Genomic DNA, 26,835 nt, shown 5'->3' with positions numbered 1-26,835 from the left:
ACTACAACGATTGTATTGAAAGAATTAACACTATCTTAGACCCAAAATAAATTTTACTCATGAAAAAACTACTCTCACTAACCGTATTTTTTTGTTTAGCATTACCAACACTTAGTTTTTCGCAAACACCACTGACTAAAGAGGAGAAAGTGAAAGCGATGTATGAATTGAATAAAAAAAACATTAAAACACAAGATTATAGTTTTATTGCTAGTTGGATGTTTAGTGATGACAAAAGAGCTGAAGTTTCTCAAAATGAGAAAACAATACAGATTTCCGATTCAAATATCGAAGGTGTTCTTTCTCAATTAGAAACCAACAAATCTTCTATTGAGTTAAAAGGTAATATGCAAAATTATAATGCCGAATTTGATGATGCTAAGCACTACATTACAGTTACTTTTACAATAGGTGTTTATAATGCTGTTATTGAAGTAAAACCTAATGGAAATGCATTTCTAACACTAAATTCTAATGGTAAGAAAATTGTACACTACAGAGGCTTTGTGAAGTAATTAATAAGTTATATATTTGTTTTAGTTTATTGAAGATACCATCACACTAGTAACATTATTTCTACGTTATCTTTTCTGGTTTAATACGATTCATTGTTAAGTTAATTAACTTGTTTGCATTATATATTTTCATAGGCAAGCATGTATATTATTAATTATAACAAAACACATTAAATGGGTCGATCTCAGCAGACATTTAGTAAAAGTGAAAAAGAAAAAAAGCGTTTAAAAAAACGTGAGGAAAAGCGCAAAAAAATGGAAGCGCGCAAACTAGCCAAAGAAGAAAACGGATCGGCTGGTATTCCTTTAGCTTATGTAGATCACAATGGTAATCTTACAGATACACCACCAGATCCTTCAATGAAAGTCAAGGTAAAAGCTAAAAACATTGAATTAGGAATTCCTAAGAAAGAAAATATTGAAGAAGAATTAGATCCTATTAGAAACGGTAAAGTTTCTTTTTTTAATAGCTCAAAGGGTTATGGCTTTATTTTAGATACTGCTACTAACGAAAAGTATTTCACACATATAAGTGGTATTATAGATGAGATTGCCGAAAATGATAAAGTAACTTTTGAACTAGAAAAAGGGCAGCGTGGTATGAATGCTGTTAAAGTTAAAAAGGCATGATAACTTTTTTCATTGTATTCTATGAACCCAACAATCATAAATATTGAAGAGAGAAAACTTATTGGTATAAAAAGCCAGATGCTGCAACATCAATTTGAAAATATTGTAGCACTCTGGAAACAGTTTATGCCAAAAAAGCATCTCATTAAGAATACCATCAATAATGAGTTAATTGCACTACAAGTTTACTCAGACTATGGTAATTTTAAAATTCCTTTTGATATTTGGGCTTGCGTAGAAGTATCAAACTTAGAAGCGTTACCAGAACAAATGCTATCTTTTATTGTTCCAGAAGGCTTATATGCTGTATTTCTTCATAAAGGGATGAATGCAGGTGCGACATACCAACGCATTATGTCTGAGTGGTTACCAGCTTCTGGTTATGCAATCGATGATAGACCTCATTTTCAAATTATGGGAGAAAACTATAAAAACGGAAGCCCAGATTCTGAAGAGGATTTTTATGTACCTGTAAAGAAAGTGTAGAATGTGTGGAGTTAAAAAAATCTTTATAGCTCTTCTGTTAATTATTATCCCAATTAATATATCTAGTCAAGAGGATAATATTTGCGATTGTTGCTCGTACGCTTCATTGCAGTACCAACAAGATTATGATGAAATATTTAGTCCTTCATTGATAAAATCTTTTAGATTTAAAGAGGTCAAGGTGTACACTGAATCAAAAAGTGCCATGGATTCTATCTCATCAAATAAATATCGTGAGATAAATTTTAAATTTAATGATGATGGACTCGTTGTTTTAAAAACTCATTATAATAGGATGGGTAAACCACATTCGACATATGAGCTTAAAAGAAATAGATATGGAAAAGTATCTCAACAAATTTTCAACTATATAGATAGTTTAGAACAAAAAGCTAGTTTTTTTAGTTCAGAAATAATTGATTATACATACGATACAAGAAGGAAGTTAATTAAAATAAAAGAAAGAGACTATAAAGGAAATATTATACCTGATGAAAAAGCAAAGTATACTCAATTAAGATATGACTCTAAAGATAGAATCGTCAAAGTTGTGAACCATAGAAACTATAATGATGAATCATCAATTTCTATAACAGAATATAAGTATTCTAATGATTCATTAAGCTCAACATTTCAAACTATAAGAGATGGAACACTTAGTGCTTCAGGTGAAAAGAAATATAATAATAATTGGAAAGAAGTTTCAAGTAAATTATATAATGAAAACTTAAAAAGTGATGCTTTTCAATATTATTATGAATATGATAGTGAAGGAAGGTTGATTAAATTTCAATCTATTTCTGGATCTGGCTCATTCGATGAATGCCCAGAAGACAATAGTTTTGTAGATATATACCTATATAATGATAATGGTTTCTTGTCTAGTATTGAACATGAGTTTGCAGGTAATTCTTGCAAAATGACATTTGAATATAAATAACTATTTAAAAAGCATTCGATAATCACAACCCGTTTTATAATTACTGCAACCAAAAGCGGTTTTTCCTTTTAGGATTTTGCCAGTTTTGCATTTCGGACAAGCATCACCAACTTTAATATTTGGTTTTTTGGTTTGTTTTGGTTCTAGTTTTAATTTATAATCGTCATCAAAACGTAATAAACCTTCAACACTTTGCGTATTGATTTTAAAACCTTTTAGATTCACAGTTGAACCCTTATCTAATAAGCGTAAAAACTGATTTTCAGATACTTTTTTACCAGCAAAACTAAAAGGTAAAGTAAAATCACAGCTTTTACCATAAAGATTACAACCATAAGCCGTTTTGCCTTTTAAAAGTTGTCCTTGTTGACATTTAGGACACGAACTTCCTGCCAAAGCTTCTTTTTTTGTTTTCGTCTTTCTTTTTAATCTCGACTTACCAACAGGATTGTTATTTACAGAAGATATAAGGGTTTGTACTTTTTCACTTCTTACTTCATATACCAAAGCATCTACCATACGTTTCATGCCTTTTATAAATACATTAGCACTGATTTTACCTTTTTCAATGTCTTTTAGCTGCTTTTCCCAGTTTCCGGTTAATTCTGCAGATTTAAGTAATTCATTTTGTATGGTGTCAATTAACTGAATGCCAGTAATCGTAGGCAGTATTTGCTTTTTGTTTCGCTTTATATACTTGCGCTTAAAAAGCGTTTCTATAATATTAGCACGTGTAGACGGACGACCAATACCATTTTCTTTCATTAAATCGCGCAATTCATCATCATCTACTTGTTTGCCTGCAGTTTCCATTGCACGCAAAAGAGAAGCTTCTGTATATTGTTTTGGTGGTTTGGTCTGCTTTTCCAAAAAAGAGGGTTCGTGCGGTCCTTTTTCGCCTTTAGTAAAAGTAGGAAGGGTTTTGTCTTTTGGGCTGCTTATCTTTTCATCTTTATTTAAGACAGGGTTTGCTGTAGCATCTTGTTTTTCAAAAAGCACACGCCAACCTTTTGATAAAATTTCTTTTCCTGTGGTTTTAAAATTTACATCATCTGCTTTTCCGATAACAGTAGTATTAGAAACTTTACAATCCTCATAAAAAACAGCTATGAATCGTCTTACGATAATATCGTAAACACGTTGTTCATTATATTGCAAATGGGTTTGCATTCCTGTGGGAATTATAGCATGATGATCGGTTACTTTTTTATCGTTAAAAACCTTAGAAGACTTCTTAATTTTATTGTTTAACAATGATTGTGTAAAACTTGAATAATCAGTAAGTTTAGACAGTATTCCTTTTACTTTTGGATAAACATCATTTGGTAAAAAAGTAGTATCTACTCTTGGATAGGTAACGACTTTCTTTTCATACAGTTTTTGAGCTATTTTTAAGGTGTCATCAGCAGATAAACCAAACTTGGTATTGCAATAAACCTGTAAGCCTGTTAAATCAAATAATTTAGGCGCATATTCAGTACCCTTTTTTTTGGTGACAGATACAATTTCAAATTCATGTGCTTTGACTTTATTTGCTAGTTTTTCGCCATCTTCCATTTTTAGAAAACGACCTTCTTCATAACTAAATAAAATATCTCTATATAAGGTTTGTAACTCCCAATAAGGTTGTGGTTTAAAGTTTTCTATTGTTTTAAAACGACTCACCAACATAGCAAGCGTTGGTGTTTGCACACGACCTACAGACAATACTTGTTTGTAGCCACCATGTTTTACAGTATACAGTCTGGTAGCATTAATCCCTAAAAGCCAATCACCAATAGAACGCGAAAATCCTGCATAATAGAGATTGTCATAGTCTGTTGACGGCTTTAAATTCTTAAAACCTTCCTTAATGGCTTCTGTGGTTAACGATGATATCCATAGACGTTTAACTTCACCTTTGTATTTTGCTTCTGTAATAACCCATCGTTGAATTAGCTCACCTTCTTGACCAGCATCACCACAATTAATAACAACATCTGCTTTATCAAAAAGACTTTTTACAATTTTGAATTGTTTTTTTATGCCCTCATTGTTTGAAACTTTTACCTGAAATTTTTCAGGTAACATAGGCAAGTTATTTAAATCCCAACTTTTCCAATAAGGTTTGTAATCACTAGGTTCATAAAGTGAGCAAAGGTGTCCAAAAGTATAAGTAACGGCATACCCATTGCCTTCAAAATAGCCATCGCGCTTTGTTGTAGCACCTAATACACTTGCTATTTCTCTGGCAACACTTGGCTTTTCGGCTATACAGACTTTCAAACTTTAATGCAATTTAAGTGTTGCAAAATAAAGAAAATAATAAAGGTTTAAAATGAAGCTATTAAATCTCTAAGATTAGTTTCTGACCAATTTTAAGAGTAGCATTCCTTTTTATTTTATTGGTTCTACAGATGGCAGCAACACTTGTACTATTACGTCTAGAGATTCTAGATAAAGTATCTCCTTTGCGTACCACATACACCTTGCGTTGCTTTACTAAACTGGCTAAAGCCTCTTTTTTAGATTCAAAAAGTGTCAGCTTAGCCAAACCTCTAGAGCTATGATACATGGCTCTGGTCCATTTGTGAGTTATCCATAAATCTTGAGAACGTATAGTGTTAGTTTCATCAAAATTAAAAAGATATTCAGGATGAATAAATTCACCTTTATAGCTTACACTAAGATGAAGATGACTTCCTGTTGAGCGACCTGTATTACCTCCTTTACCTAAAAACTGTCCCTTAGCAATAGTGTCATTAGCTTTTACACCAATGCGAGATAAATGAGCATAGGTAGTTTCTAAACCATTGTAATGACGCACAACTACAGTTTTTCCGTGCCCACTACTATAGCGCGCAAAACGAACAACACCATCGAGTACGGATTTTACAGAATCACCAGTAATTAAATCGATATCTATACCATTGTGTGGTCGTCCTTTTCGCCAACCAAAACGCGATGTAATAACTTTTTTTCGAGGAATGGGAGAAGCATACGTACTATCCGTAAATTGAATATTTAATGGATATTCTGGTGCAAAATTTTTATACGGATTATAAACCGTTGTGTCCCAATACTCGGCTTTAATATCTACGATACTATCTGTTTTTGATTGAACAGGAATTTCAATTTTCTCAACAAAAACAGCTTTTTTAAAAGTTGTTGGAACTGTAATTTTTAAGGTTTCTGAAAGACTATCGTTTTGTGAAAAGGCAAAGGTTAATCCTAAAAAAAATATAAAAGCGAATGAGAGGGTTTTCATTAATGCAAAAAAATAAAGCGTCAAAAAAGAACGCTAAATTAATACAAATATTGTTATCCACAAATTGCTTTTACATCAGCTAAAATAGCTTAATTTTGCAGCTTCATTTTTTATACGATATACATGTCTCAAACAAATCAAGCTGTTCAGGAAAAGAAAACAGATAAAGAATTATACCAATATCAACAAGGTGCTATTAGTCAAATTTTCGAAAAATTTGATACTGCACCAGAAGATTATCATCTGTTATATCAATTACCAACAGGTGGTGGTAAAACGGTTATTTTTTCTGAAATGGTACGTCAATATCTAAAGAATCATAATAAAAAAGTTTTAGTAATGACGCATCGTGTAGAGCTTTGCAGACAAACATCTGATATGCTTACCAACTTTGGTGTAACTAATAAGGTGGTAGACAGCAAGGCAAATCTAGACGATCAAGCAGAGTATTCTTGTTTTGTAGCAATGGTTGAAACGCTAAACAATCGTTTAAATGATAACAAACTTGATATTTCTGATGTTGGTTTGGTTATTATTGATGAGGCACATTATAATTCCTTCACAAAACTCTTTAAGTTTTTTGATAAATCGTTTATTCTTGGTGTTACAGCTACACCATTAAGTTCTAATAAGGACTTACCAATGAAAAAGAATTACGATGAACTTATTACTGGTGAAACGATTGAGAATCTTATTTTAAATGAATTTTTAGCACGTTGTGAGACCTATGCTTATGATATGGGATTAACTTCGTTAGAAGTTGGTTCTAATGGTGATTATACTGTGAAATCTTCTGAAGATTTATATACAAGTCCTGCAATGCTTCAAAAAACAGTAGATGCTTATAAAAAGCATTCCATGGGTAAGAAGGCCTTAATATTCAATAACGGTATCAATACTTCAATAAGTGTTTACTACGCCTTTAGAGAAGCTGGTTTGCCAATAATGCATTTAGATAATACGGCAACTAAAAAGCAGCGTAAGCAAATACTAGATTGGTTTCATGAGACACCAAATGCTATTTTAACATCAGTAAGTATTTTAACTACAGGTTTTGATGAACCTACAATAGATACTATTATACTCAATAGAGCTACAAAATCCTTAACCTTGTATTACCAAATGATTGGTCGTGGATCTCGTATTCTAAATAATAAATCTAAGTTTACAGTGATAGACTTAGGAAACAATTTATACAGATTTGGACCTTGGGGAGCAGACTTAGATTGGCAAGTAATTTTTAAATCACCTAATTGGTTTGCAGATCGTATTAAGAGTGATGAAGCTATTGAAGCTAATTTTAAACACGAATTGCCAGATGAAATTAAAGATGAATTCGCTAAGTCAGAAGAGACCTATTTTGATATAAGACAAACATATAAAGATGCTGTTGCCAAAGGTGAATCCTCTAAAGTAGTGCTAGAGCGTTCTATAGAACATCATGCTAAAATTTGTATAGAGAATAGTGAAGATGTCTATGACGCTTTAGGTTTAGCTAAATTACTTAAAGACGATATTAACCAGCGTATTGAGATCTATGCAAAATGTATTAGTAAGAGCACGCATAACTTCTTAAAGTGGCTAAAAGACGATTATAAAAAGAAGCTCAACACATATTTAAGAACTAATTTTGATGAGAAGTTCGAAGAAATTCATGGCTATCCACCAGAGGATTAATCCCAAAATCTACAACGTAAAACATTAAATATATGCTTTCAAATTTATTAAATAAGCTTAAAGGAGGAAAAAACATAGATGCTGAGATAGGGAAGTGGACAAAGGATGAAGCTGAGTATATCCTTTTAGTAGGATCTGAATCTGGAAAAACAAATGCCTTTGCCAAAGCGTTTTTATATGGTTTAGTAAAAGCTGGAAAAACCGTTTTTATGGATGATCTAGACAATTACACTACTTATAAAAAGGCAAAGTACTTTTTAGTATTTACGGCTACTTTTGGTGATGGTGACGCACCAGGTAATGCAGTTAATTTCTCAGACCTGCTTAAAGAAGTTAAGCCTATAAACCCAATGGAATATTCAGTAGTTGGTTTTGGTTCTACTGTATTCCCTAACTTTTGTCAGTTTGGTGTAGATGTTAACACTTGGTTAAATGAACACCCTAGCTTTAAGCAACTTACTCCTTTAGTAAGAATAAACGAACAATCTAATGCAGAATTTAGAAGTTGGTTGTCGCTTTGGAATCGTACTATGAATTTAAACATTAGAGCTAAATTACCACACGAAAAGAAAGCATTAAAACGACAAGAATTTGAGGTTGTTGAGTGCACAGATCTTAATGTAGATGACACAGCAGTAATTCGTTTAAGACCTAAAAAAAATGTAAAGTTTCAATCTGGAGATTTATTCAATATTATTCCTAATGATTCTGAAAAACCAAGATGGTATTCCATTGCTCGTATAGATGATGATGTTGTGTTAAGTGTTAAAAAGCACGAGCAAGGTCTTTGTTCATCGTATTTATGCAACTCAAAAGTAGGTGATATTATTACTGCTGCAATTGAAAAAAATGCAAAATTTCATTTTCCTACTGAGGCACCTTCGGCATGGTTAATTTCTAATGGTACAGGTATTGCACCTTATTTAGGTATGATTACAGAAAGTGTTTCTACTACTACGCATTTAACTTGGGGAGGTCGAACCGAAGCATCATTCGATACTTATAAAAACTATATCGAAGATGCCTATAATGAAGATAGAATTGAATCTTACGAGCTAGCACTTTCTCGTACTGAGAACAAACAATATGTTCAAGATGTACTATCGCAACAAAAAGAAAAAATAGCTGACTTATTTGAAGAAGGTTGTGTCTTTATGATTTGTGGGTCTATGGCTATGCAACATGCAGTTCTTAAGGTTTTGGATGACATTACATTATCAGAATTAGATAAGCCTCTAAGTGCTTTTCAGCATAGCGGACAATTACTTACGGATTGTTATTAATAGTTAATATAAGAACTTAATGTTTTTATTTAAACATTAAACTCTATTTTAGAATTACTTATTTTAAAGTATCACCCAATCATTTAGTTTTAACGAACCATTTGTTTGGGTGTTTTTTTATTCCATTAAAACTCAATAAAGGTATTAGTACAAAAACAAGCAATGCGCATTACTACCATTAAAATCAACTATTCCCTATAAAACAAGACACTTTATGTTGTCTAAATTTTGTCTGCAATTATAGGGCAAATCATAATTAGAGACTGATCGATATAGTTTTGCTTCGAAATACAAAACGTAACCAAAAATTCGAAGCAAATGAAATATATTTCAGAAGTATGTAAGCTTTTATGTATTAGCTTTTTTCTCTTAACTAGTGGAGTTCATGCTCAAAGTTTAAGCTTGCAGGAGTTTGTAACACGTGTAAAAGCTGAAAATGTTGCTTTAAAAATAAGTAGTACTGCTATTGATTTAGCGAAGGAAGATTCCAAAATAGCGAGATCTACTGTGTTGCCAAATGTTGAAATCAGTGGTAATTTTAGAAGAGATTTAAATAAAAACTACCTATTTATAAATGATCCTTCGGGAGGCTTGGTAAGGCTTAGAACTAATTTCAATAATAGTATTAATGCAAGTGCTGTATTAAATCAAACGCTTTTTAATGCTAAAATTTTTGATGCACTCAAGTTGGTGAAACTATCTGAAGAGTTAACTGTTCTCAATCATTTAAATCAGGTGAAAGATGTTGAAGCCAATGCTTCTACGATGTATTGGCAAGCTGTTTTGCTTAAAGAAAGTGTAAATGTTTTAAATGAAAATTCTCTATTAGCAAAATCCCAATATGAGCAACTTCAAAAGTTATTTGATAAAGGTGTTGCAAGTCAATTAGAATTACAAAAATTCGAAATTCTTTATAAAAAAACGATTCCAGAGCTACATCGAACCAAAAATAAATATGCAGCTATTTTAAATGAATTAAAACTTATTGCCAATATTGATTTGTCTAGTGATCTTCAATTAAGGGATGATTTAAAAACACTTCATGAAGCTTTAAATTTTAGCCAATTAAAAGTTGAGATTGATAATCAAACACAACTTAAGATTTTAGAAAAGGAAGTTGAGATTAGTGAAAAAGAAATCTATGCTAAGCGAAAATTTTGGTTCCCAAAGCTAGATTTGGCAGCCGCATATGATTTCAATTCTCAGGATAATAATTTTAGGTTTAATAAGAACAAGAACAAATTGTTTTTTGCACAAATTGGAATTAATATTCCAATATTTTCAGGAGGAAAACATAAAGCAGAGATAAATAAGGCGAGAATAAAAAAAGATATCGCCGAACAAAATTATCTTCAAACCAAGAGTGTACTTCATAAAAATTTAGAAAACGCCATTCACAATTATAATACTGCTGTTGATAATATTCAGCTTTATCGCGAGACCGTTGTTTTGGCATTAAAAGAATTAAATATTCTTGAAAAGCAGCTACAATTAGGAGTTATCACATCAACAGATCTTAAAGAGAGTAGAGTACGACTTAAGCAAGCTAAACTAGATGAACTTAATAGCTATTTAGACTTACATATAGCTAAAATTCAAATACAACGTATAACAACAGCAAACCAATAAAATATAAACGATGAAACATATAATTAACATAATTGCGCTATGCACATTGATACTATTTACAGCTTGTGATTATGAAGTAGAAAAGGAAGCTATTCCTGCTAAATCTGCTATCAATGTTAAAACCTTAGTGCTAGAACAAGAACAAATAAAAGAAGAGAAAACCTTTTTTGGGATGTTGTCATTTTCAAAAAGCACCTCATTTAAAGCGCAGCAATCAGGAATTATAACACAGCTTAATGTCAATCCTGGGCAGTTTGTAAATAAAGGTGATGTACTTGTTGTATATCCACCAATTAATCATCAATTACGTATTAACGAGGTAAAAATAGAACAGGAGAAATTAGTAGAAGATTATCAGCGTCAAAATGAACTTTTTAAAGTTGGAGCTGTATCAAAGGTGTCCGTTCAAAATCAGAAAGCACAATTGGACTTATCCAATAATAGAATTCAACAATTGCAGCGCGTTAATACTATTGTTGCACCATTTAATGGTGTAATTACTCAAACTAATGTAAATCTTGGTGACGAAGTTGAATTGGGTAAAACGCTATTTAGTTTATCAGAAACCAATAGGGTTAAAGTAGATTTTTATGTGACTTCTCAAGATATTCAATCTTTTGAAGTTGGCGCAAAGGTTACAGCGTTGATTCATGATAAAAAAGTTAGCGGTCGTATTTCTAAAAAAGCAATGCAATTTGACGAGAAAAGAAAAGCATTTTTAGTCACAGCAACTTTTGAAGGTAAGAAGATCACATTTACAGGAAATACTGTTGAATTGATTGTTGAAACTAAGTCCAATCAATCTGTTATAAATGTTCCGTCTAAAGCTGTTAAATCTTTAGGTAAGCAGCATTATGTTTATGTGGTAGAAAAGGATACTGCAAAACTAAAGAAGGTACGTATTGGAAAGCAAACTGAAAAGTTTATCCAAATTCTAAAAGGTTTAAAAGCTGAAGATATACTTATCGTAGAAGGCTCAGATAAACTAGATGATAATAGTCCAATTTCAATTGTAAAATAATTTAGAACGTATTACGATGAAGATCACAAAATTTGCAGTTGACAGACCTGTAACCACAGCTATGGTGTTTTTAGCAATGCTGCTGTTTGGTTTTATGGCATATCTAAAATTACCAGTTAATTTAATGCCTGAAGTTAATTTACCAGCAATGGTTATTATAACCGATTATCCTGGTGCAACACCTGGTGAGGTTGAATCTGAAATAACCAACTTGTTGGAAAAAGAAGTTGCTACCATTAATGGTTTAAAAATAATGCAATCGTATTCTATGCCGAATATGTCTATGATTATTACACAGTTTGAACTCGATAAAAATCAAGACAAGGCTATGGCCGAATTGCGGAATAAAATAGATCTGGTTGTCTCTTATCTTCCAAAAGAAGCAAAATTGCCATTTGTGAGAAAACGATCCAAACCTCTATTAGCACCTTTTAGTATGAATAGTGGATCTGTTGTGGATCTTATTGTGACAGGAAATATTGATGCTAATGAACTCTATCAATTAAGCCGTAAAGAGATCAAAGACAAAATTTCTCGAATAGATGGTGTAACAAAAATTGAATTTGGTGGAGGAAAGCTAAGAGAAATTCAGGTGGAAATAGATAAGAAAGCACTCTATGATCTAGGAATGAATGTTACAGATGTGTCCATGCAATTAAAGGATAATAATGTAGACATGTCTGGCGGATTTATAGAAAGTGGAGATACAGAATCTATTATTAAAACAGGAAAAAAATACCATTCAATACAAGATGTCAAAAAGACCTTTATAGCAACACCTTATGGCGAAAAACGCTTGACTGATTTTGCGAGAGTCAAAGATACTTTCGCTACTTTTAAGTCGGATGCTTTTTTCTATGATGGGATTCAGAAGAAAGAAATGAATAACATTATAAGTATTGGTGTTCAAAAGAGTAGTACAGCCAATGCTGTTGCCATTGCAAAGGAGGTTAAAAAACTAATTCCAGAAATTCAAAAAAGCTTACCAGAAGGCGTTACTATTAGTTTGCCATTTGATTCTTCAGAATATATTGAAAGCTCTGTAAATGATGCTTTGATGAATGTGATTTTAGGAATTCTTATTACAGGATTGATTCTCTTTTTGTTTGTGAATAATATTAAAGCCACAATAATTGTTAGTATATCTATTCCGGTATCATTAATCATCAATTTTATAGCAATGCGCTTTTTTGATGGATCGTTAAACATGATGTCTTTAATGAGTTTTTCTGTAGCCATTGGTGCTTTGGTATCTAATTCGATCGTGGTTTTAGAAAATATATTGAGACTCAAGAAAGAAGGAAACTCTATTAAAGAGGCTTGTGTTACTGGTACACAAGAAGTGTTTTCAGCGGTTTTAGCATCTACAGGAACCAATCTCGTAGTATTTCTTCCAATAGCAACCATGAACTCTATTGTTGGTGCGTTTTTTAAAGAATATGCTTTAGCTATTTCTTTTGCTACTATTTTCTCTTTATTGGTTTCAGTAACCTTAACACCAATGCTAGCCTCGTTATTATTAAAGAGTGATCCAAAACCATCGAGGTTTTCAAATTGGATTATGGTACAATTTGAAAAATTAGAGCGTGTATATGAGGCATCATTACGTCAATTAATTTCTAACCGAAAAAAGCCTATTAAGTTATTTGCAGTGATGTTTACGCTTTTCATTTTAAGTATGGGTTTAATGAGTTATATAGGGTTTGAGTTTGAACCCGATTCAGATAATGGCGATTTGTATGTAGAGTTAGAAATGCAACCAGGAACTTCGCTTGAGAAAAACCGAGAACTCACAAAATTGGTAGAAGCAAAAATTGCAGCTTATCCTGAAGTCAACGCTGTTTTAAGTGTTTTAGGAAGCAAAAATAGTTTTACTAAAGGTGCCAATTATACCAACATATCTGTGAAATTAAATAAAAGTGTAGCACGTGAACAATCAAATGCAGAAATTGGTGAAGCCCTTTTAAATGAATTGAAGCAAATTCCAGAAATAAAGCCAGTTGTAGCAACGACAAGTTCTGATGAAGGTAGTGGTGATTTAGGTTTTATGATCAAATCCAATAATAATCTACATCTCATGCAAGCTAACGAACAATTAAGAGCATTAATGAAACAAGTGGATGGTGTAATTTCATTTGAGTCCAGCTTACGAGATGGTCCACCATTAATTCAATTTCAGCCCAATAAGCAGTTGTTGGCAGAATTAGGGATTTCTGTAAATGAATTGGCATTAGTGATTAGGAGTGCTATTACGGGAGTAAAGGCAACAGTGTTAAGCGATAATGATGTAGAGTATAAGATTAACATCAAAGTGCCAAAAACACAAGTAAATACAGTAGAACATATTAAGCAATTACCAATTCATACTAGAGAAGGAATGTTTACTATTGGGCAATTGGCAGAAGTAGCTTTTGAGAAAGCACCAGCTCAGATTTTGCATAAAGAAAAAACCAAAATTGCTGAATTTAGTGCAACCTTAGCACCAGGCGCTATTATGGGTGATGTTAGAGCAATAATTGACGAAAAGTTAAAAGCCATTCAATTACCACCATCTGTAGATTTTAAATGGACAGGTAATGTAGAAGAACTCGATGATACCATGACAGATATGTTATTAACGTTTTCGCTTGCCTTAGTATTAATGTATATGTTATTGGCGTCTTTGATGGAAAGTTTATGGCAGCCATTAATCATATTTACAACGGTTCCGATGGCAATGATAGGTGTGTTTGTTATTATGTTTTTGTTCGGAACAACTATGAACATCATGTCCTTAATGGCAATTATTACTTTATTAGGTTTAGTGGTAAATGATGATATTCTAATTCATGATTATACCGAACAGCTCATGCATAAGCGAAAGATGAACATTTTTGACGCTACCGTTCTATCTGGGAAAACAAAAATGAAAGCAGTGATTATGACTACAGTTGCCATTATCTTTGGAATGCTTCCAAATGCTATAGGATTGGGTGATGCAGGTGCAGAATTTAGAATGCCAATGGCAATTGTAACTATTGGAGGTATGCTAACTTCAACTGTTTTGACTTTGTATTTAATTCCGTCCTTATTTTATGTGATTAGAAGTAGAAAAAAGATGAGCCGATAAATCAAGACACTTTTCTAGTATAAAATGAAGTCTAGAATTATAGGGCAATTCAATAATAGCATAGTCTCAGGGTACTTTTGCTGAAGATTTAAAATAGAAAGGATATGAAAAAAGCATCGCAAACAGAAATCATAAAATTCATAGTGGTTATGATCGTTTTTTTAGCGGGAGCCATTGCAATGATGATTTATAAAATACACAATCCAATTTTATGGATTATTTATGTTACCATTTGGACTTGGGCAGAAATGAAAATAGCAAAAAACTTTCATTTAAAATGGTGGGCTTGGATGCTCATCATCGGTGGAATATTTTTAATAGACTTTGTAATTATTTCATATATAAATTAAAATACTATAGACTTATGAAAGCTTCTAAAACCTATTTTTTATTGGCATCAGAGGACAGTTATGATCTTTTTACAGAGCACATAGATACTTTGCTGTATAACTCTAATGATACTTATGTTCATGCATTTTTACTTAGGAATTCAAAAAATGAAGAGATTAATAATACTGCTGTAAAGCAATTAAGATCTATTTATTTTAATCGGTTGATATGTAAGACTATAACAAATGACGCGAAATATTATTTTTTACCTTTTTTTAATGCATTTAATACGTTTGATCAGCAACTTAGTGAATGTGTGAAAAATTATAAAAACTATACTTCAGAGGAAGAATATATACTCATAGGCAGCACAAAAAGTCTAGCTTCATTAAAAAGTTTATTATGTCATCACATTGATGAGAATGCTAAGTATCACTTAGTAGATCACAAAAAAATTGTAGCATCCTAATGACATACGTTTTGGTATGTTTTAATTTGGTAGTTTTTGATTGATGAAAAGCAGAGATTTAGGTCTCTGCTTTTTTTTAAAATATTACTTTTGCTTCATGAGTTTATTAAATTTAACACCACTATTAAGTACAATTTTAGGCTTTTCTCTTACGTTGTTTATTCTTTTTAGAAGAGCAGGACTTGGCCAGAATAAGAAAATAAGATTAGTACTTTGCGTATTAGTATTGGTTTATGCTTTAAATTCTCTAGATAATTATTTAGATATAAATGATCTAGCCTTTGATGTTCAAGGGTTTTCATACTTGTTTTATCATATTACAGGCTATTTGTTTTTTTATTTTATTTCGCTTTTTGCTAAATATGAAATCAACTTAAAAAAATGGATTATACTGTTGATCATTCACTCGTTGTTAAGATGGTCCTTGTTTTTACCTCTATTAGAGTTTGATAATATTACAGAATTGATTAATTCTGATGAAGCCGATGATTTATTGGAGCTTTTTGGACTGGAATATCTTATTTCTAGCTTAATTAATGTTGGTTTAACGGTTTATGCATTTTACCGTTTAAATAAGAAGCCGTTATTATTATCGCTGGATGTCAATCAAAAGAACCATTATAAGTGGATTAAAATAGTCATCATTTTATCGGTTTTACTGCAAATTGGGAGTTTTATTAATGCAGTAATGAATACCAATGATTTTACCAATTTAGATTTCTATCTAAAACTAGATACACTATTAATTGCGGTTTTCTATTTCATTTTTGCCTTTTCGGTAATGCACTTTCCTGTATTTGCGTTTACCGGAAACTTTGAAGATTTACCAGAAGAAACTAAACAAAAGTATGTGAAGTCGTCATTAAAAGATTCATCAGATTTGTTTAATAAAATTCAAACTATTGTAGAAACTGAAGCTTTGTATTTAGAATATGATTTAAAATTAAATGTACTTGCCGAAAAGCTAGATAAATCGGTACATCATATTTCTCAAGCAATCAATCAAAATGCAAATATGAGCTTCCCAGATTTTATTAACAACTTTAGAATAGAAGAAGCGAAGAAGAAATTATTAGAGCCCAAACCAGATACCATTTTTGCAATTTCTTTAGATGTTGGCTTTAATAGTAAAGCTGCTTTTTATACGGCTTTTAAAAAATTTACTAGCCAAACACCAACCGAGTTTAAAAAACAGAATAAGCCAACGTAAAAGCAACTCTGGCATCATAAAATTATCTTTTTTTACCCAAATTGCGTTTGGAGGAAGAAGAAGTTATGACTGTGTTGTAACCATTAAGTAGTTAGAATTTTTTAGCCATGTCTTGCTTCAGTTTTACTTAAAGTGAAGCATGGTTTTTTGTAGTATCTTCGTAGGGTATGGAAGCACATTTAGTTGAGATCTCAAAGTTTTTTGAAACAGAATATCCTTTAAATAAAGAAGGGCTTCAGGAGTTATTGCATTTATTTCAGTTAAAACACTATAACAAAGGCGATATCGTTTTAAGATCTGGTGCAGAGGAAACCCAATTGCGTTTTTTGAATAAAGGAATGCTCAGAGAATATTATGCGACGGCTTCAAAAGAGACTAATATTAATTTTTATACGAAACCACAGTTTATTACAGATTTAACCGCTTTTAATAATGACTCCAAAACCAAAAAGCACCAAGAATGTTTGAGTAAGGTGGAGTTGTTAGTAGTTCAAAAAACAGCGTTTAGACAACTTCTTAATAAGTACCAATGTGGACAATCTTTTATAGAGATGTCATTTCAGAGATTGTTGAAGCATAAAGAGTTGTTAGAATTTAATCGCATCACCAAAACATCAGAAGATCTGTATCAAGAACTCTTTATCTATAAACCAGAATGGTTAGAGTTGATTCCGCAATATCACATAGCCTCTTATTTAAATATCACGCCAGAAACCTTAAGTCGTATTCGTAAACGCATTTCTTGATTCGAATCAATGGAAATGATGTGAGGACCATAGAACTTTGCACTTTAAAATTGTAACTCATGAACATACATCATTTAAGAAATGCAACTTTGGTAATAGAAACCAAAGACAAAGTGATTTTAGTAGATCCTATGTTAGGCGATAAAGGCACATCAGCACCTTCGTTTACCTTGTTTAGATTTAAAGCTCAGCGCAATCCTATTGTGGGTTTACCAGATCATGCGATGTCTATTGTTGAAAAAACCACACATTGCTTGATTACGCATTTGCATCCCGATCATTTAGATAAAGCTGCAGAGCAATTTCTAAAGCAGAAAAATATTCCTGTAATCTGTAGTGTTAAAGATGAAAAGAAACTCAAGAAAAGAGGCTTGAATGTAGAGCAAACGATTAACTATTGGGAACCGAGTTCTTTTTTAGGAGGCCAAATAGAAGGTATTCCAGCTAGACATGGTTATGGGTTTGTAGCAAAACCAATGGGAAATGTGATGGGCTTTTATATACAATTACCAGACGAAAAATCTATTTATCTAAGTTCAGATACGATTTATACACCAGAGGTTCAAAAGGTCTTACAAAACTATCAACCCGAATTGGCAGTAGTAGCGAGTGGTTCTGCGCAAATGGATATTTTTCAGCCTTTGCTAATGACTTTAGATGATGTGTTGAGATTTGTAAAAGATGCACCACATAAAGTACTAGCAAATCATATGGAAGCGGTTAACCATTGCCCAACTACACGAGAGCAATTAAGAACAGCTTTAGTTCAGGAGAATTTACAAGATAAAGTCTTTATTCCAGAGGATGGTGAGTGTATAGCGTTTTAAAACATTTGGATTGTAGGAAAAAACAATTAAATTTCGAGAACTTATTGCTAATGCCATATTCATAGATTAAGATTTTCATGGCGTTAAATTTTAAATTTAAAAAGTAATCGTATGAAAGTTCAAAAGGAGGACGCTTCAAAAGATATGCAATGGACATTAAATGGCTTTTGGTTTATAGCAACTGATGGATGGAAAATATCAGAGGTGTATGAAGATTATGACTCTAAAATTATAATTGTTGACGAAAGCGATGAAAATAAAGAACATTGGGAGCATACGGACTATGGCACAATTATAATTCCTAATAATGAGCATAAAATAGATCCTGAAACTGGAAAGATTTTAAATCATAAAGAGTGGTCAAAATATTATTCCTATGAACCGAAGGAAGTATTTAGTGCTGATAAAAAACTAAAGTTAATAACACAACGTGTTTATGAGGCGGAAAGAAATTCAGATGGAATTAGTGAAGTTTTAAAAGAGGTATCTACTGGTAAGACCATAGCTTCTTCAGAAAGCATTGCATTTAGAGATGACAAGCATACAAATCTATTAGAAAAGCACTATGATAATTTACATTTTGAAAAAGAAATAGAAGAAAAGACGGCTGCGATGCTAACATTAGAAGAGTTCTATCAAAAAGAACTTGGAAACTTAAAAGCTAGAGATCTTGTTTTGAAGTTTATCAAAAACCAAAAGGTGTTTGAATTACGCTATGATGGACATTGTTTTGTGTTAAAAAAGATAATTGAAGCGAAAGGATTCATTTCTGTTTTTAGAAAAACCAAGACGAAAATCATTGAAAAGTTTAAAACTATAGAAGATTTTGTTGATGACTTTTTTAAGGATTCAAACTGGTTCGTTACAAGTTCACCTATGCAAAGAGATGAGAATAGAACGAATAATGTATTTAAGAAATTCGCTATCTATTATTTCAATGCTTTAAGACGTAATCATGATTTTTCATTCGAAAGTTATCATGCTATTCAACGTTGGGAAAACTACTTTTATGAGTCCGATACTATAAAATCTTCAGAGTTTAAACAGTACTGTCCTAGTTGTAAAACTAAAATATCATATAATCCAAGGTATCCCAAGTCGCTTTGTAGAGATTGCTGTTCAAAACCAATATTGGACGAAGAAGGCAATGTGTTGCAGTTTACAAATGTTGGTTTTTCTGGAGGTTTAAAAATTATTTATAAAACTAAAGAAGGTGCTGTTTTGAGAGAAGATACGAGCCAGATAGAAAAGTTATGTTTTATAGATGGTGAAAAATATATTGCAACTGAGGCACGTTTTGGAGGTATTGTGATTCAAACTGAAAGATAAATAATATCTTAGAGCTATGTCCAAAACCCTTCCACAAATAGCATTCAAAACGCGCTATCCTGAAGTTTCAGGAATTGAAGTCATTCGTTTAGAAGAGATACGAGATCGTGTAGAGGACTTAACCCATTCGCCACAGCATCCACATCAAATAGCATTTTATAAGCTAGTCTATTATACCAAAGGGAAAACACAACATTTGGTAGATTTCAAATGGTATGATGTTGAAGAAGATACTGTTTTGTATTTATCCAAAGGGCAAGTCAATGCCTTTAAATTCAATCCAGAGATTGAAGGTTATGTTATTCTATTTACCGAGGACTATTTCAAAAAGCAACTTAATACCATACCAAAATATACTGTGGTGCGCTTATTTACCTCACATTTGTTTGAACCCAAAATTCAAGTGCCTCAACATTCAGCAGTATTAAAATACATAGAGCTTTTATATCATGAGTTTTATAAACCTTCAGAATATTTCAATAAGAAGAACATTATAGATAGTTTGTTCAATATTATATTTTCTAAAGTTGAAGCTTTAAAAAAACATCAAACGCATGCTGTAGAAGACTCAGATAAATTGCAATTGTTTCTCAATATTCAAACCTTACTCAAATCACAATTCAAGAGCCATAAGAATGCCGATTATTATGCACAGCAATTGCATATTACTTACAAACATTTGAATGTGACTTGTAAAGCTATCATTCAAAGTACAGCCAAACAGTACATAGATGCTTTTGTGATTTTGGAAGCCAAACGAAAGCTGATTAATTCGAGTATTAAGAGCACAGAACTTGCTTATGACTTGGGCTTCAATGAAGCTACTAACTTCGTGAAGTATTTTAAAAAGCATACAGGATTTACCCCAAATGCGTTTAAAAAAATGTATTCATAGTGGTGTTGGTTCGATTTTCACCATTTTTATCGTCATATTAACCTTTAGCAAACTTGTGCTTGGTTATAATTTTGCATCATCAAATTGAATAAAAAACTTAATGATGAAACGTATAACCTCAATTTTGTTCGCGGTTTTATTAATAACCAGTTGTAATACAGCTCAAAATAAAACAACCGAACAAAAATCAAACACAACTAAAGTCATGGACAATTTAAAAACTACAGCAGAAAAAGCACAACAAGCTTTCTTTGGTGATTACGACGCTGAAGGCGTAAAAACCTATTTCAAAACCGATTATATTCAACATAATCCACACGTGCCAACAGGAATTGAACCTGTGTTAGGATTTTTACCAGTTTTAGAAAAAGCACAAACTACTTATACAACGCATCGTATATTGCAAGATGGTGATTTTATCATATTCCATAACTCGTATGATAATGCAGAAGCTTTTGGAGCCAAAGAAGTAGTGACTTTTGATGTATGGCGAATGGAAGATGGTCAAGTTGCTGAACATTGGGATAACATTATGCCAAAAGCTGAACAAACGGCAAGTGGTAGAACGCAAGTGGATGGACCTGCACAAATTACAGACTTAGATAAGACAGCGTCTAATAAAACTATTGTTAGCAACTTTGTAAATGATGTATTATTTGGAAAAGCACCAGAAAAAATCACAGATTATATAAGTACAGAACAATATGATCAACACAATCCAATGGTTAAAGATGGTTTAGCTGGACTTACAGAAGCTATCGCATATTTGACCTCACAAAATGATATGTTTATTTATAAAAAAACGCATAAAGTTTTAGGAGAAGGCAACTTTGTATTGGCGATGAGTGAAGGTGAATGGCATGGAAAGCCACATGCATTTTATGATTTGTTTAGACTAGAAAATGATGAGATCGTTGAGCATTGGGATGTCATTGAAGAAATTCCATCAGAGATGGCACATAACAACGGAAAGTTTTAGAGATTAATAGGAGATATATTTTTAAGCCATTTCATTTTTTTAGAGTGAAATGGCTTTTTTACTTATAGTCTCTTTTAATAATTTAAGGCTCTACTTTAAATAGATTTTCCCTTATAAATTAAGCAATTCACAAGGATGTCGTAAAGATGTCGTAGTTGTGACGCTCTCAATGACTAGCTTGTCTAATTACATTTGTTTAAGAAATTAAACAGTTAAGAATAATGAAAACACAAGTTAGGTCTAAGCACCAAAAAAATATATTTCAGCAAGCATTACAATTGTCAAAAACACCTATTATAATAGCTTGTTTTGTCACACCAATTCGATTTATTTTAGAATACCTAGGATTACCAGAAGAAGCAATTTTTATGATAGGTTTACTATGGCTTACTTTGGGTTTTTCAGTGTATTGGAGCATAAAATGGTATCAAAAGCCTAAATTTTTAGTTATACTTTTATTAAGTTTATGCATATATTCTCCAATATCAAGAATACCTGTAGCCATAGCATGGTGGATAGATGTTAATTGGCAATTAGGCACACATTATGGATTGTATTTTAATACTTTTGGACAAGTGTTATTAAACCATGTGTTTTATGGTGCTTTGGTTCAAATTATTCCAGGGTTTATTATTGGCGCCATCACTTATGCTATTATGCAAAGTGTAAAAAAGACGAAAAACCTAAAACAACAAAGTTACAATGGATAAGAGTCAATTAGCAATACGTGTTAAAGCACTACGACATAAAAGAGGCATGTCTCAAGAATTTCTTGCCGAAGAATCTGGATTGAGCTTAAGAACGATTCAACGTATAGAAAAAGGAGAATCTAATCCAACAGGTGATTCACTTAAACGCTTAGCTAATGCTTTAGACATCACAGCAGATGAATTAATGGATTGGGCAGTTAAAGAGGATAAGAAGTATTTAATATTTCTTAATCTTTCAGCATTAACGTTTCTCTTTTTTCCTTTGTTGGGTATTTTAGTGCCCTTTATTTTATGGAGCTCTAAAAAGGACAAGATTAAAGACATAAATTTATTAGGTAAACGTCTTATTAATTTTCAAATCACATGGACGCTCATTTTATGTGTTGTACCAATGTTACTATTTGTACTTTCAAAGCTTAGTATAATAGGCGACTTAAGCTTAAGTTTATTTTTTACGCTTGTTGGACTATTGTATCTCATGAATACAGTGTTAATACTATTTAATACCATCAGAATAAGCAATGAGCAATCTGAGGTGTATATGCCGCAAATCCAATTTTTAAGATAGATAGAACGATGTATTTTTAGTAAAAGACTTAAATTTCTAAAAATTTTTTATTCGAGTTGTCGTCATTGAGAGGTATGAAGCAATCTTTTTTTTATCTAAAAATGTATTTCTTAACTTAGTGACATCAACCACATTTAAAATAAGTTGCTATGAAGTATATAATCCTATTAGTGTTAGGTCTAGGTCTGAGTAGTTTTGGATTTTCTCAAACCGAATTAACAGATGAAACTATAGAAAGCAAACTTGAAGCCAATGATGGTAAATTGAGTATTATACATTTTTATACAGATTGGAGTGGACCATGCAAACGACAAGCAAAAATCATTAAAGAACTGATGGAACGTTTTCCTTATGTGCATTTCTATCGTATTAATTCACAAAACAATCCCAAAGCACCTCGCAAGCATAGAGTTAGAGCGTATCCAACGTTGCTATTCATGCAAAATGGCAAAAAGGTAGACCAAACCATGGGTTTTAAAGAGAAAGACGTCCTCATAGAATTGATTAATAAGCATACGAGTCATTAGTGGTTTTTTTAAGTTTTATTAGTATGTAGTTATGTGTTAATTTTCTTACTTTTACAGATTAAATTCAATCAATAGTTTGTAAAATGTATTTATAAAACAATTCTTTTTGAAATACAATTCACATTTTAATAATATTAAATCTCATTTCCCTGGATTAGATCTTTTGAAAGAAACTGAGTTTAATCTTTTTAGAAACGAGATTTTTGCAGTATCACTCATAGAAACCTGTGTAAGTTTGTGTAGTAAATCTTCTGAAAATTTAAATATAAACTTAAATTTTGGAGTTATATATAATCATACCTATAATGCATCTGCAAGGATAAAAGGTAATCAAGCTATAATTACATTTAACCTTGGATTAATTGATAAGCTAGATATAATTATATCTGATTCCGTTAACTTATTTATGAGTGAAGACATAGCAAATGCTACTACAAATAAAATCCAAAAAGAAGAACTAAAACAAATCTGTTGTGAATGTTGTATTTCATATTTGTTTTATCATGAACTAGCTCACATAATCCAGATATCTGGAACAAAGGAAAACAATTCTTATGATTTTCAAGAGAAATATACTGAAGTGAAACTGTTTGATGTAAAGCAGCATGTTTATGAATTTGATGCTGATCTATTTGGTGCAATGCTAAGTGTGGTTGAATTAATGAAAAATATAATGAATGAGAATTATCAATTTAAATCAGTTGTTTTATTCAATTCCTTAACTGCATTAATATTTGCGTTATCAAATATTATTATTGAATATTCGAGAGATTTGTTTGATGAAATATATTATCAGCATAATAGTCATCCACATCCATTCATTAGAATTATCAAGTGTAATGAGCAAATATTGGGTAATATTTTAAAAAATTTAGATGTGTCAAAAGAATTTCTTGATACTATATTTCAAAGGTCAACTACTATGATAAGTCAGGTTTTATATTCAAAAGGACGAACCTTGAATTATGCTAAATTTTATAATAATAATTCAAAAGAAATCAAAGAGTATATTGATGAAATAGAAGATCTGAATATACTTCACAAAGAGCTTACCAGATATAAAACCGAAGATTTTTTTAATAAGCTTATTAATTAAGAAAAATATGTCACACAAAATTGAGCGAGTAAAAAAGACAGTTGAGAATTAGTATTCAATTCTTAACTGTCTTTTTCTATTGACTTCACTGGTATTATAACCAAATTACACAGCTTAAACCTACAGCTCTTACACGCTTGTTTTTCAACAATATACTTCAATAGTTATGATTTCCCTACAAATCAAGACACTATTTTCTGTATAGTTTTATAGGGAAAAACACATAACTCATGCTTCGGCTATACATTTGCACTATAATCGTAAAACAATCAAAAAATGAAATTAAAAAGTTTAATTATTGCTACCATTTTAACCACAGCTACATTAACAAAAATAACTGCTCAAAACACAAATGATTTAATTGGAAAATGGGAAACATCTTATAATGACAAAGGCAAAAATTACATTGTTGTTTATGAGTTTAAAAAAGAAGATAAAACAGTAAAAGCTTACACTGTTTTAATTAAAGATGAAAAAGGCGAACAATTAGAAGATAATTCTTTAGTTCTATCAAAAATTGAATTTAAAAACAAAAAAGGCACCTGTATATATTCTTTGGAATACGAAGGTGAATTGTACGAGATAAAATCTAAACTAAACCTAAAAGATAATAACACTTTGGTTTTAAGCTATTCATATTACGGATTTTCTGATACTGAAACCTGGAAACGCATTAAATCATAAAATGAAAAAATTCTTCCTCATAATAACATTAGTAGCTTTTAACTCTAGTTTCTCTCAAATAACAGGTACTTGGACATACAAAGAAAAAGGAATAGAGTATAACCTTAAGATAGAAGAAAAAAACAATCACTATTTCGGAAATCTAATAAGGCTAAAACATGAAGGAGACACGCTTGCTTTAAATAAAATCTTTATGACAGATTTTAAAAAAACTTCAAGCAATACGTATATAGGAACATTTAAACTCAAGAAAAATAAAACTACCAAAGGAAGAATAATTCAAAAAGACAAAAACACTTTAGAGTTTCAATACAAATGGATTCTCTTCTACATAAAAGACATCTGGAAGAGAATAAAATAAAAGCAATAAAGCATCATTTTAATTGGTTAATTTGATTGGTAGTAAGCGCAATTAGACACTTTATTTTTAGTTTAATTGCGCTTTAATTTTAGAATTCAAAAATCACGAAACATAAAAAACATAACCAATTAAATAATTACAACAATCATTGGTATAACCAAATGATATTATACGTTTCAAAATCCTAATCTATTATATTATCTATTTTTGCAATTCATTTATCACAATTGGATTCACTAACACAAATAGTACTAGGAGCAGCAGTAGGAGAAGCTACTTTAGGAAAAAGAGTAGGGAATAAGGCTTTACTTTATGGAGCTATTGCGGGCACTATTCCAGATTTAGATGTGCTTTTTGGTAAATTAACAGATACCATTACTGCGATTGAATGGCATCGTGGACTGAGTCATTCCTTAGTGTTTAGCATTCTGTTTGCCTTTATTTTGGGTTGGCTGGTTAATCGCATAGAGCAAAAAGCTAATTTGGGATGGAAACCTTGGGCAATGCTTTTCTTTTTAGGAATGTTTACACATGCAATATTAGATGCCTTTACATCTTGGGGAACTCAGATGTTATGGCCAATACATACACGCTTTGCATGGAGTTCTATTTTTGTGATCGATCCTTTATATACCATACCATTTTTAGTATGCACCATTGCTGTCTTTTTTTACAAACGAGAATCTAAAAAACGTAAACGTTGGAATACTGTTGGATTACTGATTTCTACAAGTTACTTATTAGCGACTCTAGGAATTAAAACCTTAGCCACTCAGCAATTCAAAAATGCTTTAGACAATCAAAGAGTCAACTATGTACAATTAAGTACACGACCATCACCATTAAATACAATCTTATGGAATGCTAATGTTGAAACCGAAGATGCTTATTTAATTGGTGACTATTCCTTTTTTGATAGTCAGCCCATACAATTTAAAACTTATCCAAAACAGCGTCATTTAGCCAAAGATTTAATGAAATATCCAAACGTTCAGCGTTTAATTGATATTAGCGAAGGTTGGTATATCATTGAAGAGAAAGACAATCAATGGATTTTTAACGATTTAAGATTTGGACTCATTCACAGAAAAGATGGTTCTTCATTTTTCTCATTCTCATACATCTTAGAGTTACAAAACGAAACTATAGTAGCTACAGAAACACCAAAGACAAAGCGTGATGCTCAGTTTTTAATGCAAAGTCTTTGGAAACGTATAAAAGGAAATTAAACTCTTTAGGCACTAGAGGATACACCTATCTAATTATCAAACAATCATATTTTACCATGCTTGTTTTACTTAATGATAAATAGAAAGATAAAAGGAAAAATAAGTCCTAATGAAGCTAACCACCAACCTCGTTTTTTAAAACTATTTTTCCCCTTAGAGATAAACATTCCTGTAATGGCAATGGTAAGCATCGCAACACCAAAAATATCTGAAAACCATATCCACCAAACATTAGTTGTCTTATGAAGAATAGTCATTTGACCAAGTACAGGAATCGTTTTTACATATTCAATTTCTCCTTCTCCTGTTTTTAAGTTCACAAATGCATAAGCATCTTT

27 protein-coding genes are annotated in these 26,835 nt (G+C 31.6%); 24 read left to right on the top strand and 3 right to left on the bottom strand.

Translation table 11 applies throughout. From position 1 onward, the window contains the following. Positions 1–59: 59 nt before the first annotated feature. The 4 genes from N4A42_RS14475 (at position 60) to N4A42_RS14460 (ending at position 2,571) form a co-directional block, all read left to right on the top strand. Positions 60–515, top strand: a complete 456-nt coding sequence (locus N4A42_RS14475) for a DUF4251 domain-containing protein (RefSeq protein WP_294075487.1) — start codon at positions 60–62, stop codon at positions 513–515. 174 nt (positions 516–689) lie between these two features. Then, positions 690–1,145: a cold-shock protein gene (locus N4A42_RS14470; protein ID WP_294075485.1), complete on the top strand. Its 456-nt coding sequence runs from the start codon at positions 690–692 to the stop codon at positions 1,143–1,145. 21 nt (positions 1,146–1,166) lie between these two features. Beyond that, the gene (locus N4A42_RS14465) at positions 1,167–1,631 is read left to right on the top strand and encodes a GyrI-like domain-containing protein (RefSeq protein WP_294075483.1); all 465 of its coding nucleotides are present in this window, start codon (positions 1,167–1,169) and stop codon (positions 1,629–1,631) included. A 205-nt stretch (positions 1,632–1,836) separates the two neighbouring features. Further along, positions 1,837–2,571, top strand: coding sequence for a hypothetical protein (locus N4A42_RS14460; protein ID WP_294075482.1), 735 nt, complete (start codon positions 1,837–1,839; stop codon positions 2,569–2,571). On the opposite strand, the gene N4A42_RS14455 is transcribed toward N4A42_RS14460, so the two are convergent. Both N4A42_RS14455 and N4A42_RS14450 read right to left on the bottom strand, forming a co-directional pair. Beyond that, positions 2,572–4,836, bottom strand: coding sequence for a type IA DNA topoisomerase (locus N4A42_RS14455; protein ID WP_294075481.1), 2,265 nt, complete (start codon positions 4,834–4,836; stop codon positions 2,572–2,574). A 61-nt stretch (positions 4,837–4,897) separates the two neighbouring features. Beyond that, positions 4,898–5,818, bottom strand: a complete 921-nt coding sequence (locus N4A42_RS14450; protein WP_294075479.1) for a M23 family metallopeptidase — start codon at positions 5,816–5,818, stop codon at positions 4,898–4,900. A 123-nt stretch (positions 5,819–5,941) separates the two neighbouring features. On the opposite strand from N4A42_RS14450, the gene N4A42_RS14445 reads away from it, so the two are divergent. From N4A42_RS14445 to N4A42_RS14350, 20 genes are all read left to right on the top strand, one after another. Then, positions 5,942–7,495 carry a DEAD/DEAH box helicase family protein gene (locus N4A42_RS14445; protein WP_294075477.1) on the top strand — a complete coding sequence of 518 codons (1,554 nt, stop codon included), beginning with the start codon at positions 5,942–5,944 and terminating at the stop codon, positions 7,493–7,495. A 32-nt stretch (positions 7,496–7,527) separates the two neighbouring features. Further along, a complete protein-coding gene (locus N4A42_RS14440) occupies positions 7,528–8,778 on the top strand; it encodes an NADPH cytochrome P450 oxidoreductase family protein (protein ID WP_294075476.1) in 1,251 nt (416 codons plus the stop codon). A 318-nt stretch (positions 8,779–9,096) separates the two neighbouring features. Then, positions 9,097–10,407, top strand: coding sequence for a TolC family protein (locus N4A42_RS14435; protein WP_294075475.1), 1,311 nt, complete (start codon positions 9,097–9,099; stop codon positions 10,405–10,407). Positions 10,408–10,417: 10 nt separating this feature from the next. After that, positions 10,418–11,428 (top strand): efflux RND transporter periplasmic adaptor subunit, encoded by a 1,011-nt coding sequence (locus tag N4A42_RS14430; protein WP_294075473.1) that lies wholly within the window; start codon positions 10,418–10,420, stop codon positions 11,426–11,428. Positions 11,429–11,444: 16 nt separating this feature from the next. Then, positions 11,445–14,537 (top strand): efflux RND transporter permease subunit, encoded by a 3,093-nt coding sequence (locus N4A42_RS14425; protein ID WP_294075472.1) that lies wholly within the window; start codon positions 11,445–11,447, stop codon positions 14,535–14,537. A 104-nt stretch (positions 14,538–14,641) separates the two neighbouring features. Then, positions 14,642–14,887, top strand: a complete 246-nt coding sequence (locus tag N4A42_RS14420; protein WP_294075471.1) for a hypothetical protein — start codon at positions 14,642–14,644, stop codon at positions 14,885–14,887. 14 nt (positions 14,888–14,901) lie between these two features. Next, positions 14,902–15,336 carry a hypothetical protein gene (locus tag N4A42_RS14415; protein WP_294075469.1) on the top strand — a complete coding sequence of 145 codons (435 nt, stop codon included), beginning with the start codon at positions 14,902–14,904 and terminating at the stop codon, positions 15,334–15,336. 97 nt (positions 15,337–15,433) lie between these two features. Beyond that, positions 15,434–16,546, top strand: coding sequence for an AraC family transcriptional regulator (locus tag N4A42_RS14410; protein WP_294075467.1), 1,113 nt, complete (start codon positions 15,434–15,436; stop codon positions 16,544–16,546). Between the two features lie 167 nt (positions 16,547–16,713). Further along, positions 16,714–17,292: a Crp/Fnr family transcriptional regulator gene (locus N4A42_RS14405; RefSeq protein ID WP_294075465.1), complete on the top strand. Its 579-nt coding sequence runs from the start codon at positions 16,714–16,716 to the stop codon at positions 17,290–17,292. Positions 17,293–17,351: 59 nt separating this feature from the next. Beyond that, positions 17,352–18,119: an MBL fold metallo-hydrolase gene (locus N4A42_RS14400; protein ID WP_294075464.1), complete on the top strand. Its 768-nt coding sequence runs from the start codon at positions 17,352–17,354 to the stop codon at positions 18,117–18,119. A gap of 111 nt (positions 18,120–18,230) precedes the next feature. Continuing rightward, entirely contained in the window at positions 18,231–19,448 is a 1,218-nt protein-coding gene (locus tag N4A42_RS14395; RefSeq protein WP_294075462.1) for a hypothetical protein, read from the top strand. A gap of 16 nt (positions 19,449–19,464) precedes the next feature. Further along, a complete protein-coding gene (locus N4A42_RS14390; protein ID WP_294075461.1) occupies positions 19,465–20,343 on the top strand; it encodes an AraC family transcriptional regulator in 879 nt (292 codons plus the stop codon). Positions 20,344–20,548: 205 nt separating this feature from the next. Continuing rightward, positions 20,549–21,322 (top strand): nuclear transport factor 2 family protein, encoded by a 774-nt coding sequence (locus N4A42_RS14385; RefSeq protein WP_294075460.1) that lies wholly within the window; start codon positions 20,549–20,551, stop codon positions 21,320–21,322. Positions 21,323–21,543: 221 nt separating this feature from the next. Continuing rightward, positions 21,544–22,032, top strand: a complete 489-nt coding sequence (locus tag N4A42_RS14380; protein WP_294075458.1) for a hypothetical protein — start codon at positions 21,544–21,546, stop codon at positions 22,030–22,032. Beyond that, a complete protein-coding gene (locus tag N4A42_RS14375; RefSeq protein ID WP_294075456.1) occupies positions 22,025–22,600 on the top strand; it encodes a helix-turn-helix domain-containing protein in 576 nt (191 codons plus the stop codon). The genes N4A42_RS14380 and N4A42_RS14375 overlap by 8 nt, the downstream gene beginning before the upstream one ends. Before the next feature lie 149 nt (positions 22,601–22,749). Further along, a complete protein-coding gene (locus tag N4A42_RS14370; protein ID WP_294075454.1) occupies positions 22,750–23,127 on the top strand; it encodes a co-chaperone YbbN in 378 nt (125 codons plus the stop codon). 106 nt (positions 23,128–23,233) lie between these two features. Beyond that, complete coding sequence (locus N4A42_RS14365; protein ID WP_294075451.1) at positions 23,234–24,223, top strand: hypothetical protein; 990 nt, start codon at positions 23,234–23,236, stop codon at positions 24,221–24,223. Between the two features lie 276 nt (positions 24,224–24,499). Continuing rightward, positions 24,500–24,907, top strand: coding sequence for a hypothetical protein (locus N4A42_RS14360; protein ID WP_294075449.1), 408 nt, complete (start codon positions 24,500–24,502; stop codon positions 24,905–24,907). Between the two features lies 1 nt (position 24,908). Further along, positions 24,909–25,268, top strand: a complete 360-nt coding sequence (locus tag N4A42_RS14355) for a hypothetical protein (protein WP_294075448.1) — start codon at positions 24,909–24,911, stop codon at positions 25,266–25,268. 227 nt (positions 25,269–25,495) lie between these two features. Further along, positions 25,496–26,497: a metal-dependent hydrolase gene (locus N4A42_RS14350; protein ID WP_294075446.1), complete on the top strand. Its 1,002-nt coding sequence runs from the start codon at positions 25,496–25,498 to the stop codon at positions 26,495–26,497. Positions 26,498–26,562: 65 nt separating this feature from the next. Here the strand turns inward: N4A42_RS14350 and N4A42_RS14345 are convergent. Further along, positions 26,563–26,835 (bottom strand): PepSY-associated TM helix domain-containing protein (locus N4A42_RS14345; RefSeq protein ID WP_294075444.1); only part of this gene is annotated, 273 nt, incomplete at its 5' end.

It is taken from the genome of Winogradskyella sp. (genome assembly GCF_025210595.1).
Classification (GTDB): Bacteria; Bacteroidota; Bacteroidia; order Flavobacteriales; family Flavobacteriaceae; genus Winogradskyella.
Note: the sequence above shows the minus strand (reverse complement) of the source record. Positions and strands in the feature narration are given on the sequence as shown.